General features: G+C 72.1%; 16 protein-coding genes and 1 pseudogene. 10 read left to right on the top strand and 7 right to left on the bottom strand.

The window, feature by feature from the left end; all coding sequences use genetic code 11:
* Window positions 1-11 precede the first annotated feature (11 nt).
* Together GTY56_RS14540 and GTY56_RS14535 are read right to left on the bottom strand one after the other, a co-directional pair.
* On the bottom strand, window positions 12-923 hold the full coding sequence (locus GTY56_RS14540; RefSeq protein ID WP_161365775.1) for an SCO1860 family LAETG-anchored protein: 912 nt from the start codon (window positions 921-923) through the stop codon (window positions 12-14).
* A 157-nt stretch (window positions 924-1,080) separates the two neighbouring features.
* On the bottom strand, window positions 1,081-2,172 hold the full coding sequence (locus GTY56_RS14535; RefSeq protein WP_161365774.1) for an amidohydrolase family protein: 1,092 nt from the start codon (window positions 2,170-2,172) through the stop codon (window positions 1,081-1,083).
* A gap of 131 nt (window positions 2,173-2,303) precedes the next feature.
* On the opposite strand from GTY56_RS14535, the gene GTY56_RS14530 reads away from it, so the two are divergent.
* From GTY56_RS14530 to thpD, 6 genes are all read left to right on the top strand, one after another.
* Window positions 2,304-3,407, top strand: coding sequence for an aminotransferase class V-fold PLP-dependent enzyme (locus tag GTY56_RS14530; RefSeq protein ID WP_161365773.1), 1,104 nt, complete (start codon window positions 2,304-2,306; stop codon window positions 3,405-3,407).
* Between the two features lie 51 nt (window positions 3,408-3,458).
* Window positions 3,459-3,995, top strand: coding sequence for a DinB family protein (locus GTY56_RS14525; RefSeq protein ID WP_161365772.1), 537 nt, complete (start codon window positions 3,459-3,461; stop codon window positions 3,993-3,995).
* Window positions 3,996-4,335: 340 nt separating this feature from the next.
* Window positions 4,336-4,842 carry a diaminobutyrate acetyltransferase gene (ectA, locus tag GTY56_RS14520; RefSeq protein WP_030852474.1) on the top strand — a complete coding sequence of 169 codons (507 nt, stop codon included), beginning with the start codon at window positions 4,336-4,338 and terminating at the stop codon, window positions 4,840-4,842.
* Window positions 4,843-4,900: 58 nt separating this feature from the next.
* Window positions 4,901-6,172 carry a diaminobutyrate--2-oxoglutarate transaminase gene (gene ectB / locus GTY56_RS14515; protein WP_161365771.1) on the top strand — a complete coding sequence of 424 codons (1,272 nt, stop codon included), beginning with the start codon at window positions 4,901-4,903 and terminating at the stop codon, window positions 6,170-6,172.
* A 44-nt stretch (window positions 6,173-6,216) separates the two neighbouring features.
* Window positions 6,217-6,615 (top strand): ectoine synthase, encoded by a 399-nt coding sequence (locus GTY56_RS14510; RefSeq protein WP_031142802.1) that lies wholly within the window; start codon window positions 6,217-6,219, stop codon window positions 6,613-6,615.
* A 7-nt stretch (window positions 6,616-6,622) separates the two neighbouring features.
* Window positions 6,623-7,537 carry an ectoine hydroxylase gene (gene thpD, locus GTY56_RS14505; protein ID WP_161365770.1) on the top strand — a complete coding sequence of 305 codons (915 nt, stop codon included), beginning with the start codon at window positions 6,623-6,625 and terminating at the stop codon, window positions 7,535-7,537.
* A 66-nt stretch (window positions 7,538-7,603) separates the two neighbouring features.
* Here the strand turns inward: thpD and GTY56_RS14500 are convergent, their stop codons facing one another.
* The 5 genes from GTY56_RS14500 to GTY56_RS14480 all read right to left on the bottom strand — a co-directional run bounded on the left by GTY56_RS14500 (window position 7,604) and on the right by GTY56_RS14480 (window position 12,348).
* Window positions 7,604-8,656 carry an aminotransferase class V-fold PLP-dependent enzyme gene (locus GTY56_RS14500; protein ID WP_161365769.1) on the bottom strand — a complete coding sequence of 351 codons (1,053 nt, stop codon included), beginning with the start codon at window positions 8,654-8,656 and terminating at the stop codon, window positions 7,604-7,606.
* Window positions 8,657-8,752: 96 nt separating this feature from the next.
* The gene (locus tag GTY56_RS14495; protein WP_161365768.1) at window positions 8,753-9,469 is read right to left on the bottom strand and encodes a DsbA family oxidoreductase; all 717 of its coding nucleotides are present in this window, start codon (window positions 9,467-9,469) and stop codon (window positions 8,753-8,755) included.
* Between the two features lie 74 nt (window positions 9,470-9,543).
* Window positions 9,544-10,038 carry a GNAT family N-acetyltransferase gene (locus tag GTY56_RS14490; protein WP_202510170.1) on the bottom strand — a complete coding sequence of 165 codons (495 nt, stop codon included), beginning with the start codon at window positions 10,036-10,038 and terminating at the stop codon, window positions 9,544-9,546.
* Between the two features lie 47 nt (window positions 10,039-10,085).
* On the bottom strand, window positions 10,086-10,694 hold the full coding sequence (locus tag GTY56_RS14485) for a DUF1349 domain-containing protein (protein ID WP_161365767.1): 609 nt from the start codon (window positions 10,692-10,694) through the stop codon (window positions 10,086-10,088).
* Window positions 10,695-10,818: 124 nt separating this feature from the next.
* Window positions 10,819-12,348: an aldehyde dehydrogenase family protein gene (locus GTY56_RS14480; RefSeq protein WP_161365766.1), complete on the bottom strand. Its 1,530-nt coding sequence runs from the start codon at window positions 12,346-12,348 to the stop codon at window positions 10,819-10,821.
* A gap of 132 nt (window positions 12,349-12,480) precedes the next feature.
* On the opposite strand from GTY56_RS14480, the gene GTY56_RS14475 reads away from it, so the two are divergent.
* The 4 genes and pseudogenes from GTY56_RS14475 to GTY56_RS14460 form a co-directional block, all read left to right on the top strand.
* Window positions 12,481-13,254: an IclR family transcriptional regulator gene (locus GTY56_RS14475; protein ID WP_031109054.1), complete on the top strand. Its 774-nt coding sequence runs from the start codon at window positions 12,481-12,483 to the stop codon at window positions 13,252-13,254.
* Between the two features lie 3 nt (window positions 13,255-13,257).
* Window positions 13,258-13,731 carry a GNAT family N-acetyltransferase gene (locus GTY56_RS14470; protein ID WP_161365765.1) on the top strand — a complete coding sequence of 158 codons (474 nt, stop codon included), beginning with the start codon at window positions 13,258-13,260 and terminating at the stop codon, window positions 13,729-13,731.
* A 90-nt stretch (window positions 13,732-13,821) separates the two neighbouring features.
* Window positions 13,822-14,823, top strand: a complete 1,002-nt coding sequence (locus tag GTY56_RS14465; protein ID WP_161365764.1) for a hypothetical protein — start codon at window positions 13,822-13,824, stop codon at window positions 14,821-14,823.
* Window positions 14,820-15,402 (top strand): annotated as a pseudogene (locus GTY56_RS14460) (histidine kinase); the annotation flags it as partial. The gene GTY56_RS14465 and the pseudogene GTY56_RS14460, both read left to right, overlap by 4 nt.

The raw sequence follows: 15,402 nt of genomic DNA, 5'->3' as shown, positions 1-15,402 counted from the left end.
GCCGGGCGGGATCAGCCCCTGCGGCGGGCCAGGGCCACCGCTCCCCCGCCGGCCGCGAGCAGGACGACGGCGGCGCCCACCACGTACGGCGTGGCCGAGCTGCCGCCCGTCTCGGCCAGGTCCGCCTCGGCGGGTTCTCCCTGCGGCCTCAGGCCGGCGGGCGGGGTGGACGGCTCGGCCGGGGGCTGTGCGGCGGATGCGGGCTGCGGGGTCTTGCAGGTCGCCTCGGCCAGGGTGACGGTGCCGTCGACCTCGGCGACGTTCAGCTTCGCCGGGTTGACGGAGACCTTGAGTTCGAGGGCGGTGGCGGCGGCCGTCCGGGCCGTGGTCCGCGTGCTGGAGAGGTGCAGGCGCACCTCGCCGACGCCCGGCACGCTGACGTCCGTCGGGCCGCCGGCGGTCAGCGCGACACGCTTGCCGAGCACGGTCACCGAGCCGGGCAGGCCGGTCGTGGCGAACGGCTTCCTCCCCACCTCGCAGGTGGCCCTGGCGGTGACCTGCTCGACCTCGATCAGGGACAGCAGCGGCAGGCCGGGGACGTGGATACGGGCCTTCGCCAGGGTGGTGGCCCCCTCGGCCTTCGTGGCGGTCGTCGTCGCTCTCGCCTCGGCCACCTCCGCACGCAGCACGTTGAAGGGCCGACCGCCGTCCACCGCGTCGAGGGTCGTGGTCAGCGTGGTCTTCTCGGCGCTCCGCGGGGCCTGTACGTCGTTGAGGGAGACGGCGAGGGGGACGTTCACCGACTTGTTCACCAGGGAGACGTCCAGGCCGGTGCGCAGGACGACGGCGCTCGCGCGGCCGTGGTCGCCGGTGGCGTGCGCCGGGCTCACGCCGGTCAGTGCCACGGGCCCGGCGGTGAGGGCCGTGACCGTGGCGACGGTCGCCAGCCGACGTGCGGGCATGCGGAAGGAAGGGCTGTTCACGGTGGGGACTCCAGGGGAGACAGGCTCGGGACCCGGAAAGAATCGCCGCCCCGCGCGTACGGCGTCAGCGATCTGACGCCGCTTCACTCCAACGTGGCGGGACCGGGGATCCATTCGAATCCCACGGCACAGGCGTTCCCCGCCGTCACCCCCGCGGCTACCCGACCACGCGCCCGTTCAGCACCACCCGGCGCGGCGACGCCAGCACCCGTACGTCGGCCCGCGGGTCCTCGTCGTAGACGACGAGGTCGGCCGGGGCGCCCTCGTCCAGGCCGGGGCGGCCGAGCCAGGAGCGGGCCGCCCAGGTGCCCGCGGCGAGCGCCTCGACGGGCGGGATGCCGGCGGTGACGAGTTCGCCGACCTCGGCCGCGGCCAGGCCGTGCGCGAGGCCGCCTCCGGCGTCGGTGCCGACGAAGACCGGGATCCCGGCGTCGTAGGCGCCCCGGACGGTGTCGTAGCGGCGTTCGTGGAGCCTGCGCATATGGGCCGACCAGCGGGGGAACTTGCTCTCGCCGCCGTCCGCGAGCCGCGGGAACGTCGCGATGTTGACCAGGGTCGGGACGATGGCGACGCCGCGTTCGGCGAACAGCGGGACGAGGTCCTCGGTCAGGCCCGTCGCGTGTTCGATGCAGTCGATGCCCGCCTCGACGAGGTCCCTGAGGGAGTCCTCCGCGAAACAGTGCGCGGTCACCCGCGCGCCCAGGCGGTGGGCCTCGGCGATGGCCGCCTCGACGGCCCCGCGGGGCCAGCAGGCCGACAGGTCGCCGAGGTCGCGGTCGATCCAGTCGCCGACCAGCTTGACCCAGCCGTCGCCGCGCCGGGCCTCCTGGGCGACGTAGGCGACCAGGTCCTCCGGCTCGATCTCCCAGGCGTAGTTGCGGATGTAGCGGCGGGTGCGGGCGATGTGCCGCCCGGCGCGGATGATCTTCGGCAGGTCCTCGCGGTCGTCGATCCAGCGGGTGTCGGAGGGCGAACCGGCGTCGCGGATGAGGAGGGTGCCCGCGTCCCGGTCGGTCAGGGCCTGCTTCTCCGCGACGTCCTCGGGGACCGGCCCGTGCCGGTCGAGTCCGACGTGGCAGTGCGCGTCGACGAGGCCGGGCAGGGCCCAGCCGACGACCGTGCGGACGTCGCGGGCACCGGCGGGACGGTCGTAGGAGATGCGGCCGTCGACCATCCACAGCTCGTCCCGGACGTCCTCGGGCCCGACGAGCACCCGCCCCTTCACGTGCAGCACCGCGCGATCGCTCATGCACCGCACCTTAGTGAGCCGGCCGCCCGGCCTCGAAGGCGGCCGGTGTCCGGGGGACGCGCCGCGCAGGCGCGGGAGGGGCGCCGGTTACCCTCGATGCGATCGAACCTGTGAGTGAAGAGAGCCCCACCGTGACGCATCCGTTTCTGGACCTGGCCCCGCTCGGCGCGGACCGCTTCGCCGCGATCGAGGACCGTGTTGCGCGGCTGCTGAGCACCGAGCAGGACGTCGTGATCATGCAGGGCGAGGCGCTGCTGCCGCTGGAGGGTGCGATCCGCGCCGCGGCCGGTCCCGGCACGACGGCGCTGAACGTCATCACGGGGCCCTACGGGCAGACCTTCGGCGACTGGCTGCGGGACTGCGGCGCCACGGTGATCGACCTGGCGGTGCCCTTCCACACGGCGGTGACGGCCGAGGAGATCCGGCAGGCCTTCGCCGAACACCCCGGGATCGACTTCGTGTCGCTGGTGCACGCGGAGGCGGCGACCGGCAACACCAACCCGGTCGCGGAGATCGGCGAGGTCGTGCGGGCGCACGGGGCGCTGTTCTACCTGGACGCCGTGGCGTCGATCGGGGCAGAGCCGGTGCTGCCGGACGCGTGGGGCGTGGACCTGTGCGTGATCGGCGCGCAGAAGGCGATGGGCGGTCCGGCCGGGGTGTCGGCGGTGTCGGTGAGCGAGCGGGCCTGGGCGCGGATGGCCGCCAACCCGCAGGCCCCACGCCGGTCGTACCTGTCGCTCCTCGACTGGAAGGAGCGGTGGATCGACGGCGGCCGCACGGCGTTGCTGCACGCGCCCGCGCAACTGGAGATGCTGGCGCTGGAGGCGTGCGTGGAGCGGATCGAGGCGGCCGGCCCGGACGCCGTGATGGCCCGGCACGCGTCCGCCGCGGCGGCGACCCGGGCCGGTGCGGTCGGGCTCAGCGGCGGTCTGGAGCCGTACGTGTACGAGGCCAGGGACGCGGCGCCCGTCGCCACGACGCTGCGGGCACCGTCCGGGCTGGTGGCGGCGGACCTGGTCCGGCGGGCGCTGGCGGCGGACCCGGCCGTGCCGCTGGCCGCGGGCGGGGGTGCGCTGGCCAAGGAGATGATCCGGGTCAACCACTACGGCGCACAGGCGACGCCCGGGGCCGTGCGCGCGAGTCTGGCGGCGCTGGGCGTGGCGCTGTCCGAGCAGGGACTGACCGTGGACGTGGAGGCGGCGCTGCGGGCCGTCGAGGGGGCGTGGAGCAGGTAGCCGTCGGCCGGGGCAGAGTGCGATGTCAGTGACGCGTGCCATGCTCCCGGCATGACCGACACACGCGCCCAAGCCGCCCCGACCCTTCCCGACGGCCGCCCCGTCCCTCACCTGACCGGTGACGAGCGCGCCATGCTGGAGAGCTGGCTGGACTTCCACCGGGCCACGCTGGAGCTGAAGTGCGCCGGCCTGTACGACGCGCAGGTGCGGATCGCGGCGGCCGAACCGTCGTCGCTGACCCTGCTCGGGCTGGTGCAGCACCTCGCGGAGGTCGAGCGGAACTGGTTCCAGCGGGTGGCCGGCGGGGTGGCCGTGCCACCGGTGTTCGAGGACGCGACCGGCTACGCGCTCGATCCGGCGCGCGGGCTCGACGAGGCGCTCGGGATCTGGCGGCGGGAGATCGCGCGGGGGCGGGAGCTGTGCGCCGGGCTGCCGCTGGACCACATCGGGCGGGTCGCCGAGGGGCCGGCGCCGGGGATGGAGGTCAGTCTGCGCTGGGTGCTCATCCACATGATCGAGGAGTACGCGCGGCACAACGGTCACGCCGATCTCCTGCGGGAACGTATCGACGGAGTGACCGGGGCCTGAATTCCACGTGCTTTCCGCGCTATCTCACATGTAAGCTGGCACACAATAAATGAATTCTTTCAAGAACGGCTTCCCGTCTTCTTCTGCCCGCTTTTCCCGAGCCTAAACGCGCAGATTTTGAGGACACCCGGAGGGGGAATTCTGGCAGTCCCCGGGCGGCCTACACGCCTGTGACGCGTTACACACTGTGACCATTTTGCCCGGTAATTACCGGACAATATCGGGCATCCTGCCGCCATGACGCGTGAACCCTCGCGCTCGCGCGATAACACAGACACGGTTCATATGTAACCCCCATCGGCGATGCAATTTTGAATTTCGCTGGGTAAGTTCAATTTGCATGACTGCCGTACAAGCAGACCCGCAAATCGACCGCCCCACCGTGGCTGACGGAGCCGCACTCTGGCGGATGGCGAAGGACTCGAAGGTTCTCGACCTGAACTCGTCCTACAGCTATCTGCTGTGGTGCCGGGACTTCGCCGCCACCTCGGCCGTCGCCCGCGACGAGCAGGGCGAGCCGATGGGTTTCATCACCGGGTACGTGCGGCCGGACAGCCCGCGCACCCTGCTGGTCTGGCAGGTGGCGGTGGACGAGGCCCACCGCGGGCGCGGACTGGCCGCCGCGCTGCTCGACGGCCTGGTCGCACGGACCACGGCCGAGCTGGAGGTGACGACGGTGGAGACCACCATCACTCCGGGCAACACGGCCTCGGAGCGCCTGTTCACGTCGTTCGCCGAGCGTCACGGCGCGCGGCTGGAGCGCGAGGTGCTGTTCGACACGGGCCTGTTCCCCGACGGGCCGCACGACGCAGAGGTGCTGTACCGCATCGGCCCCCTGCCCCACTGAGACTTCCCGCCCCACCCACTCCCGCAGACTTCCCCCACGTACCGAGGAGCGATTCGTCGTGACCATCACCCAGCCCGACCTGAGCGTCTTCGAGACCGTCGAGTCCGAGGTGCGCAGCTACTGCCGCGGCTGGCCCACCGTCTTCGACCGTGCGGTGGGCAGCCGCATGTACGACGAGGACGGCCATGAGTACCTCGACTTCTTCGCCGGAGCCGGGTCACTGAACTACGGGCACAACAACCCGGTCCTGAAACGCGCGCTGATCGACTACCTGGAGCGCGACGGCGTCACGCACGGGCTCGACATGTCGACCGCCGCCAAGCGCACGTTCCTGGAGGCCTTCCAGAACCTGCTGCTGCGCCCGCGCGACCTGCCGTACAAGGTCATGTTCCCCGGCCCGACCGGCACCAACGCCGTCGAGGCCGCGCTGAAGCTGGCGCGCAAGGTGAAGGGACGCGAGTCGATCGTGTCGTTCACCAACGCCTTCCACGGCATGTCGCTGGGCTCGCTGGCCGTGACCGGCAACGCCTTCAAGCGGGCCGGCGCCGGTATCCCGCTGGTCCACGGCACCCCGATGCCGTTCGACAACTACTTCGACGGCACGGTCGAGGACTTCCTGTGGTTCGAGCGACTGCTGGAGGACCAGGGCTCGGGCCTCAACAAGCCCGCCGCCGTGATCGTCGAGACCGTGCAGGGCGAGGGCGGCATCAACGTGGCCCGGGCCGAGTGGCTGCGTGCCCTGTCCGAGCTGTGCGAGCGGCAGGACATGCTGCTGATCGTCGACGACATCCAGATGGGCTGCGGCCGGACCGGCGCGTTCTTCTCCTTCGAGGAGGCGGGCATCACGCCGGACATCGTCACCGTCTCCAAGTCGATCAGCGGCTACGGCCTGCCCATGTCGCTGTGCCTGTTCAAGCCGGAGCTCGACGTGTGGGAGCCCGGTGAGCACAACGGCACCTTCCGCGGCAACAACCCGGCGTTCGTCACGGCCACCGCGGCCCTGGAGACGTACTGGGCCGACGGTTCCGCCATGGAGAAGCAGACCCGCAAGCGCGGCGAGCAGGTCGAGCAGGCGCTGATCTCCATCACCGAGGAGAACCTGGCCGACGTGAAGGAGTACCGGGGCCGCGGCCTGGTGTGGGGCCTGGAGTTCCACGACAAGGCCCGCGCCGGCAAGGTCGCCAAGCGTGCCTTCGAGCTCGGACTTCTCATCGAGACGTCCGGCCCGGAGAGCGAGGTCGTGAAGCTGCTCCCGGCACTCACCATCACGCCCGAGGAGCTGGACGAGGGCCTGAGCATGCTGGCTCGCGCCGTCCGAGAGACCGCCTGACACAGCACCGAGAGCACCACCCATCTAGGAGGCATCGCAGCACCGTGATTGTCCGTTCGTTCAAGGAGATCGAAGGTACCGACCGGCACGTGAAGGCGGCGTCCGGCACGTGGGAGAGCAAACGCATCGTCCTCGCCAAGGAGAAGGTCGGCTTCTCCCTGCACGAGACGGTCCTCTACGCGGGTACGGAGACGTCGATGTGGTACGCGAACCACATCGAGGCCGTCGTCTGCGTGGAGGGCGAGGCCGAGCTGACCGACCACGAGACCGGGCAGAAGCACACCATCACGCCCGGCACCATGTACCTCCTGGACGGGCACGAGAGGCACACGCTGCGGGTCAAGCAGGACTTCCGCTGCCTCTGCGTGTTCAACCCGCCCGTGACCGGACGGGAGGACCACGACGAGAACGGCGTCTACCCGCTGCTCACCGAGGAGGTGTGACGTTTCCATGACCGCCACTACCGACACGACCACCACCGCCGGTATCCCCGACCTCTATCCCACCCGCGGTGCCACCGAGGTGCCCACCCCGCGGCAGGACCCGGTCGTCTGGGGCGCGCCCGACGCGCCCGGGCCGATCGTGCCCGGCGACCTGCTGTCCTTCGAGCGCGACGGCTTCCTCGCCATCGATCAGCTGATCACGGACGACGAGGTGACCGTCTACCGCAACGAGCTGAACCGGCTGGTCAACGACCCGGACATCCGTGCCGACGAGCGGTCGATCGTGGAGCCGCAGTCCAAGGAGATCCGTTCGGTCTTCGAGGTGCACAGGATCAGTGAGGTGTTCGCCCAACTGGTCAGTGACGAGCGGGTCGTCGGCCGGGCACGGCAGATCCTCGGCTCGGACGTGTACGTCCACCAGTCGCGGATCAACGTCAAGCCGGGGTTCGGCGCCAGTGGTTTCTACTGGCACTCGGACTTCGAGACGTGGCACGCGGAGGACGGTCTGCCGCGGATGCGCACGGTGTCGGTCTCGATCGCGCTGACCGAGAACTACGACACCAACGGCGGTCTCATGATCATGCCGGGGTCGCACAAGACGTTCCTCGGGTGCGCGGGCGAGACGCCGAAGGACAACTACAAGAAGTCGCTGCAGATGCAGGACGCGGGCACGCCGTCCGACGAGGCGCTGACCCAGATGGCCACGCAGCACGGCATCAAGCTGTTCACCGGCAAGGCCGGGTCGGCGACCTGGTTCGACTGCAACGCCATGCACGGATCCGGCGACAACATCACGCCGTTCCCGCGCAGCAACGTGTTCATCGTGTTCAACAGCGTGGAGAACACGGCGGTGGAACCCTTCGCGGCCCCGATCCGCCGCCCGGAGTTCATCGGAGCACGGGACTTCACCCCGGTGAAGTGACGGCTGTGTGACAGAGCTGCCGGGTGGGGCCTCCTCGTGTGGGACGGGAGGCCCCACCCGGTTCTGTCATGCCGCCAGGGCCTCCAGCAGCCGGTCCACGTCCGCGGGCGTGTTGTAGAGGTGGAACGCGGCCCGCAGGTTGCCGGCCCGGTTCGAGACCTCGATGCCCGCCCGGCTCAGTTCGCCCTGCCGGTGGCCGAGCCCCGGCACCGACACGATCGCCGAACCCGGGGCGGGCACGGGCTCCCGGCCGAGCCCGGCCAGCCCGGCGCGGAAGCGGTCCGCGAGGCCGACGTCATGGGCGTGCACGACGTCGACTCCGATCTCCTCCAGCAGCTCCAGTGAGGCGCGCAGCCCCGCGTAGGTGAAGAGGGACGGGCTGATGTCGAACCGCCGTGCGGAGTGGGCGAGTTCCTCGACCGGTCCGTAGCAGCTGTCCCAGGGGACCTCACCGGCGACCCAGCCGGCGAGCAGCGGTGTGAGCCCGCCGAAATCCTGCGGCGCGACGAAGAACGCGGCCCCGTGCGGGCCCATGAGCCACTTGAAGCCCACGGCGGCGAGGAAGTCGTCGGCACCGGCCTCCATCGGCAGCCAGCCGGCCGACTGCGAGGCGTCGACGTAGGTGCGGGCGCCGTGGGCCCTGGCCGCGGCGCGCACGGCGGTCAGGTCGGCGAGGCGGCCGTCGGCGGACTGGGCCGCGCTGACCGCGACGAGCGCCGTCCCGGGGCGGACGGACTCGGCGAGCCGCTCCAGGGGGACGGCCCGCACCTTGAGGTCGCCGCGCACATGGAACGGGTTCACCAGGGACGCGAAGTCACCCTCCGCGGTGAGGACTTCGGCGCCGGCGGGCAGTGCGGCGGCGATCAGCGCACCGTACTCGGCGACCGAGGCCCCGGTCGCGACGCGCTCGGCCGGGACGCCGGCCAGCCGGGCGAAGGACGCGCGGGCGGCCTCCACGTCCTCGTAGAGGGGACCCAGGGGCGTGCCCTCGGCGCGCATCCGCACCGCCTGCTGCACGGCGGTCACGGTACGGGCGGGCAGCAGCCCGTTGCTCGCGGTGTTGAGGTAGGTGTGCTTCGGGGCGAACTCGGCACGGACGAGGTTCTCGAAGGTCTCCATGGGACCACTCTGCGTCTCCGGGATCTCCCCGTCCATTGCCGATTTCTGCGTGATGCCGCTAAGGAGCGCTTATGGATGCGCTCCGAGCTGGGCGTTTCAGCGCTGGGGAACGGCGCAGCCGTCCGGGCCGCAGGCCTCCGCGTCCCCGCCGCCGTCGACGATCTCCAGGGGCGGGCGCTCGCCGTACGCCTGGGTCAGGGCCCGGGCGAAGACCTCGGCGGGCTGGGCGCCGGAGACGCCGTACTTGCGGTCGAGCACGAAGAACGGCACACCGTTCGCGCCGAGCTGCGCGGCCTCCCGCTCGTCGGCACGCACCTCGTCGGCGTACGCCTCCGCGTCGGCGAGCACCGCGCGGACGGCCGCCGCCTCCAGTCCGGCGGCGACGGCGAGTTCCACGAGCCGCTCGTCGTCGTCGAAGACGGAGCGCTCCTCGGCGAAGTTGGCCCGGTACAGCAGGTCGAGCAGCCGCTCCTGGCGGCCGTGCTCCTTGGCGAAGTGCAGCAGGCGGTGCATGTCGAAGGTGCTGCCGTGGTCGCGGCCCCGGGTGCGGTAGTCGAGCCCCTCCGCGGCGGCCTGGGCGCCCAGGTTGTCCTCCCCGGCCTCGGCCTGCGCGGCACTCATCCCGTACTTCTTGGTGAGCATCGTGATCACGGGCTGGATGTCGCCCTTGGCGCGGCCCGGGTCCAGCTCGAAGGAGCGGTGCACCACCTCGACGTCGTCGCGGTGCGGGAAGTCCCGCAGCGCCTTCTCGAAGCGGGCCTTGCCCACGTAGCACCAGGGGCAGGCGATGTCGCTCCAGATTTCGACGCGCATGTCTCGGTTCTCTCCAGGTCGTACGGGTACGGAGACGCCCTCCGCCAGGTGCATGAACGTTCAAGCAGGTCGCTTCATTCCCCGGGAAGGACCAAGCGCATGCGCAGGTGGTGATCTCCAGGCCCGGCCGGTTCCGGGACCCAGCCCTGTCGCCGGTAGAACCCCTGCGCCCGCGCGTTGTCCACGTGCACGTCGAGCACGGCCGTACGCCTGCCGTCGGCCCGCCACTCCTCCACACAGGCCGCGTGCAGCGCGCTGCCGATGCCGTGGCGCCAGTGGTCGGGGTCGACGTGGAACTGGAACAGCTTCACCGTGTCCGCCGGGGTGTCCTCGGGGACGCGGAAGGAGGCCAGCCCGACGATCCGGCCCGCCTCCACGACGCACAGCACCCGGCCGTCCGGCCGGGTGAGGGCGCTGCGCCAGGTGGCGGACCAGTCGGTGCCGTCCTGCGGCAGCCCGTCGGGGTAGTACGTGGCCCGGGCCCGCGCGTGCAGCGCGACGACGTCCGCCACCTCCGCGGGCAGGACGGTGCGGATCACACGGTCGGGGATCACTCGGTCGTTGATCATGCAACGGAGGACGAGGCCGGGCCGGGACGCGGTTCCCGGCCCGGCCCTCAGCTGCCGTCGCGCAGATCGTCCGGCCAGGCAGGCCGGAACTCGATGTGGTCGAACGTCACCACGCAGCCCTCCCCCATCGGGGACTGGGTCATGAAGCCGACCAGGGCCGCTTCCGTCTCCTTCTCCCCGCCGAGGGTGAAGAGGCGGACGAAGGTCCAGCGTTCGCCGTCGCGGGAGGCGTGGAAGGCGAAGGCACGGCCGGTGCGGCTCACCCGCAGCCAGACGGAACTGCCCTCCACCGTGAAGGAGTTGGCGTCGTCGGAGTGACCCCGGGTCACCACCGTGCAGACGGTGGGGACGTCCGGGGAGTACTCCAGGCAGAGCTTGGCCCAGGCCCGCTCCCCCACGTGGACGTAGAGCACCCCGGCGTCGAAGGCCGCGCCGAACCCGACGGTGACCTTGGCGATCAGCTGGAAGTCGCCCTCCGGCGCCCCGAGCAGCCGGGGCGCGTCGGACGCGGGGTCCAGCCCCTCACCGGTGGGCGGCACGAACCGGTCCTGCCGCGCCCCGGCCCACCCGGTGAGCACCCCGTCCTCACAGGACCAGTGACCGTCCGGCCCGTAGGTGCGCAGGGGGAACGGGAGTTCGGAAATCTCGAGATCCATTCGACCGAGTCTCCCAGGTCCGGCCTCAAGGGGGGCGGGACTGTGTCAATTTGCGGCTCCGCCGCGTGGGCACGATCAACCACAACGGACCCGGCAGCCCGCGATCCACCGCCCCCCTACGGCGTCAACGCTCCAAACGCCCGTTGAACCTACGAGGCAGTCCCAGCGGGTTCTCGTCCCGCAGCTCCGCCGGCAGCAACGCCTCCGGCGCGTTCTGATACGCAACCGGCCGCATCCACCGCTCGATCGCCGTCCCGCCCACCGACGTGGACGTCGACGTCGTGGCCGGGTACGGCCCGCCGTGGTGCTGGGCCGGCGCGACGGCGACACCCGTGGGCCAGCCGTTCACCAGCACCCGTCCTGCCAGCGGCGTCAGCTCCGCGAGGATCTCGGCGCCCCGGCCCTGGCCGGCCGCCTCCTCCTCGGACAGCTGCACCGTCGCCGTCAGGTTGCCCGGCAGCCGCGACAGCACCGACTTCACCTCGGCCTCGTCCTCGTAGCGGGCCACCACGGTGACCGGCCCGAAGCACTCCTCCAGGAGCAGGTCATGCTCGCCCTCCGCGGCCAGCCTGCTCGCCGGTACCGTGAGGAAGCCCGCGCTGACGGTGTGCTCGCCGCCCGCGCCGGGGGTGACCGGGGAGTCGACGTCGGGCAGCCCGGCCCGCTCGGCGACGCCGGCCACGAAGTTGTCGCGCATGCGGTGGTCGAGCAGGACCCCGGCGTCGGTGTCGCTGACGGCGTCGGTCAGGGACTTCAGCAGGGCGTCGCCCGCGGCGCCGGCCGGGGCGAGGACGAGGCCGGGCTTCACGCAGAACTGGCCGACGCCCAGTGTCATCGAACCGGCGAGTCCGGCGCCGATCGCCTCGGCCCGCTCGGCGGCGGCGGCCTCGGTGACGACGACCGGGTTCAGGGAGCCCAGCTCGCCGTGGAAGGGGATCGGGACCGGGCGGGCCGCCGCCGCGTCGAAGAGGGCGCGGCCACCGCGCACGGAGCCGGTGAAGCCGGCCGCCGCGACCAGCGGGTGCTTGATCAGCTCGACGCCCGCCTCGAAGCCGTGGACCAGGCCCACGACGCCCTCGGGGATGTCGTGCCGGGCGGCGGCACGGCGCAGCACCTTGGCGACGTACTCGGACAGTGCCGGGTGGTCCGGGTGGGACTTGACGACGACCGGGCAGCCGGCGGCGAGGGCGCTCGCGGTGTCGCCGCCCGCGACGGAGAAGGCGAAGGGGAAGTTCGACGCCGAGTAGACGGCGACGACGCCCAGCGCCACCTTGTAGCGGCGCAGGTCCGGGATCGGCGGCGTCGCGGTGTCGTCGGGGTGGTTGATGACGACGTCGAGGAAGGCGCCCTCGTCGACGATGTCCGCGAAGGCCCGCAGCTGGTAGCAGGTGCGGGCGAGCTCGCCGGTCAGCCGGACCGGGCCGAGCGCGGTCTCGGCGTCGGCGGTCTCGACGAGAGAGTCCTTGGCCGCCTCCAGTTCCTCGGCGGCGCTGCGCAGGAAGGCCGCGCGGACCGTGCGGTCCGCGAGGGAGCCGCGCGCCTCGTGCGCGGCACGGACGGCGGCGTCCACCTCCTGGGCTGTGGCCTCCACCGCAACCTGTTCACGCTGCTTCCCGGTTCGGGGGTCGACACTCCAGACTGGTGCTGCTGCCACCGCGGGTCCCTCCACACATGTATTGCCGCAGTACTGGGTCATCCACCAGGGGCGTTCGATATACTGAACGCTGTCTCCGATGATGAATATGCTGTGGAGACTATTTCCCGTCCAACGAAGGGGTCAAGGGCGATGTCGGCTGGCGAGACGGGCGGCGGGGCGCAGGTCAAGTCCGCGGTACGAACAGTTGAACTGCTCGAATACTTCGCCGGACGCCCCGGCATGCACTCCCTCGCGGCGGTCCAGGAGGCCGTCGGGTATCCCAAGTCCAGCCTCTACATGCTGCTGCGCACGCTGGTCGAGCTGGGCTGGGTCGAGACGGACGCGACGGGCACGCGGTACGGCATCGGCGTGCGGGCCCTGCTGGTCGGCACCTCGTACATCGACGGCGACGAGGTCGTCGCGGCGGCCCGCCCCACGCTGGACCGGCTCTCGGACGACACCACCGAGACGATCCACCTCGCCCGCCTCGACGGCACCAACGTCGTCTACCTCGCCACCCGCCAGTCGCAGCACTACCTGCGCCCCTTCACCCGGGTCGGCCGCCGGCTGCCCGCGCACTCCACATCCCTCGGCAAGGCGCTGCTGAGCACGTACTCGGACGAGCAGGTGCGCAAGATGCTCCCGGAGACGCTGCCCGCCCTGACCGAACACACCATCACCGACCGGGAGAAGCTCATCGAGGAGCTGCGGCAGGTCCGGGAGCAGGGCTTCGCCGTGGACCGCGAGGAGAACACCCTGGGGCTGCGCTGCTTCGGCGTGGCGATCCCCTACCGCACGCCGGCGCGGGACGCGATCAGCTGCTCGGTGCCGGTGGCCCGGCTGACCCCGGCGCACGAGCAGCTGGTGAAGGACGCGCTCTTCGACGCCCGGGACCGGCTGACACTGGCCACCCGTAGGCTCTGAGGCATGAATGTCGAGCTGCGCCAGGTCCACGACAGCGATCTGCCGGTCTTCTTCCGGCAGATGAACGACCCCGAGTCCCTGAGTATGGCGGCGTTCACCCCGGAGGACCCGGCCGACCGGGCGGCCTTCGACACCCGCTGGTCCCGGCAGCGTTCCTCCCCCGACGTCGTCGCGCGGACGATCCTGGCCGACGGTGACGTGGTGGGCAGCGCGGCGGTGTACGGGGTGCCGGGCGAGCGCGAGGTGACGTACTGGATCGACCGCGCGTACTGGGGCAAGGGCATCGCCACGCAGGCCCTGCGTGCGCTGCTCGCCGAGGTGCCCGAGCGCCCGCTGTACGCGCGGGCGGCGTCGGACAACGCGGGGTCGCTGCGCGTGCTGGAGAAGTGCGGGTTCCGCGTGGTGGCGGCCGCCCGGGGGTACGCTCCGGCCCGCGGCGCCGAGATAGACGAGACGGTGCTCCTCCTGGAGGGCTGAGCGGGCCTCCCCGCCTCTCCCCCGCCCGGCGGAGGCGGATCGTCGCCGGGCAGGAGGTGTCCGCGGCCCTTCCCGCGGGAGCCTGAGCGCATGACGCAGCCGACCGTTCCCCTCGCCGCTCCACGCCCCGCCGGCCCCGGCCGCACCCGGCGCGCCCTGCGTGCCGTCGCCGTCGTCTCCTGTGTGCCGTACCTCGCCCTCAAAGCGGCCTGGATCGCCGGGAGTCACATCGGGATACCCGCGGGCAGCGTGCTGCTCGACGACCGGGCCGGCATGGCCGTGATCAACGGTCTCTCGGTCCTGGTGGACAGCGGGGTGATCGTGCTGGCGCTGGTGCTGACCCGGCCGTGGGGGCTGCGGGTGCCCGCGTGGCTGCTCGTGTTCCCGGTGTGGGTCGCGACCGGGCTGCTCGCGCCGATCATGGCCGGGTTCCCGGCGCAGCTGGTGGTGAAGGCGTTCGGCGGCGGTGCCCCGTCCGCCGGCCGGGAGGCGTTCCTGGACGAGTGGGTGTTCGCCGTCGTGTACACGGGGTTCATCGCGCAGGGGCTCGCCCTCGGCGGCCTCTTCGCGCTCTACGCCCGGGACCGCTGGGGGCACCTGTGGCGCGGGCGGGTGCGGGAGCTGCCCGCCGGCTCCCTCGGCCCGGCCCACCGGGTGCTCGCCGTGGCCGCCGCCGTGCTCGCCCTGCCGCCGCTCACCCTCCACGCCCTGTGGGCCTGCGGGGTCTCAGCCGGCCTGCGTGACGGGCGGGCGGCCGAGCGGGGCGGTGAGTTCTACGTCCTGGAGGCCGTGTATGTCGCGTTCCTCCTCGCGGCGGTCGCCGGTGCCGTGCTGCTGGCGTTCCGGCGCGGCCGGGCCCTGCCCGTGTCGGTGCCGCTCGCTCTCGCCTGGGTCGGCTCGGGTGCCGTGGCCTGCTGGGGCGGATGGCTGTCGCTGGCCTCGCTCGGCGGCGCGGCGGACCTCGCCGACCGCCCCACGCCGCTGATGCATCTCGCCTACGCTGGCCAGATGCTCGTGGGCCTCCTCGTCGCCGCCATCGGCGTCTATCACTTCGCGGAGCGCTCGGCCGGGGCCGCGCGACGGGCGGCGTGAGCGCACTCGCCCGGCTGCTCTTCGGCCGGCGGGCGCGCCTGCGGTGGATCCATCTGATCCTCGGCGGTGCGCTGGCCATGCCGTACGTCCTGGTCGGCTCGGTCGTCGTCGGACCGGTCACCGGCGCCACGGACGTCTTCGGGTCCTTGCCCCTCCAGCTCGGCTCGTTCGCCGTGGGCCTGCCGCTCGCGGCCGTCACCTCGCTGTTCCCGCTGACCCGGCCGCTGGAGGCGGCGGCCGTGCGCTGGCTGTGCGGTGTGGACGCGGACCGGCTCGCCCTCACCCCGGCGCGGACCCGGGGCGAGAAGCGCCGTACGGCGGCCTGGTTCACGCTGCATCTCGGCTTCGGCGGGATCATCGCGGGGATGTCGCTGGCGCTGCCGCCGTTCGCCGTCGTGCTGATCCTGCTGCCCGGCATCGCGGGGTTGCGCGGCGACCGGCTCGGGCTGCCCGAAGTCCTGGACCACGCCTGGGCGTTGGCGCTCGCGCCCGTGGCGGGCGCGCTCTCGCTGGTGGCCCTGGCCGGCTGTGCGGCCGGCTGCGGTGCGCTGCTGGCCCGCTGGGCGCCCCCGCTGCTCG

It is taken from the genome of Streptomyces sp. SID5643, from assembly GCF_009872555.1.
Taxonomy (GTDB): Bacteria; Actinomycetota; Actinomycetes; order Streptomycetales; family Streptomycetaceae; genus Streptomyces; species Streptomyces iakyrus.
Note: the sequence above shows the minus strand (reverse complement) of the source record. Positions and strands in the feature narration are given on the sequence as shown.

Coding starts and splice junctions, on each gene's coding strand:
- GTY56_RS14535 (WP_161365774.1), bottom strand. CDS start 2,172: ATGAGCGATCGCGCGGTGCTGCACGTGAAGGGGCGGGTGCTCGTCGGG.
- GTY56_RS14525 (WP_161365772.1), top strand. CDS start 3,459: ATGACCGACACACGCGCCCAAGCCGCCCCGACCCTTCCCGACGGCCGC.
- ectA (WP_030852474.1), top strand. CDS start 4,336: ATGACTGCCGTACAAGCAGACCCGCAAATCGACCGCCCCACCGTGGCT.
- thpD (WP_161365770.1), top strand. CDS start 6,623: ATGACCGCCACTACCGACACGACCACCACCGCCGGTATCCCCGACCTC.
- GTY56_RS14500 (WP_161365769.1), bottom strand. CDS start 8,656: ATGGAGACCTTCGAGAACCTCGTCCGTGCCGAGTTCGCCCCGAAGCAC.
- GTY56_RS14495 (WP_161365768.1), bottom strand. CDS start 9,469: ATGCGCGTCGAAATCTGGAGCGACATCGCCTGCCCCTGGTGCTACGTG.
- GTY56_RS14490 (WP_202510170.1), bottom strand. CDS start 10,038: ATGATCAACGACCGAGTGATCCCCGACCGTGTGATCCGCACCGTCCTG.
- GTY56_RS14485 (WP_161365767.1), bottom strand. CDS start 10,694: ATGGATCTCGAGATTTCCGAACTCCCGTTCCCCCTGCGCACCTACGGG.
- GTY56_RS14475 (WP_031109054.1), top strand. CDS start 12,481: ATGTCGGCTGGCGAGACGGGCGGCGGGGCGCAGGTCAAGTCCGCGGTA.
- GTY56_RS14470 (WP_161365765.1), top strand. CDS start 13,258: ATGAATGTCGAGCTGCGCCAGGTCCACGACAGCGATCTGCCGGTCTTC.
- GTY56_RS14465 (WP_161365764.1), top strand. CDS start 13,822: ATGACGCAGCCGACCGTTCCCCTCGCCGCTCCACGCCCCGCCGGCCCC.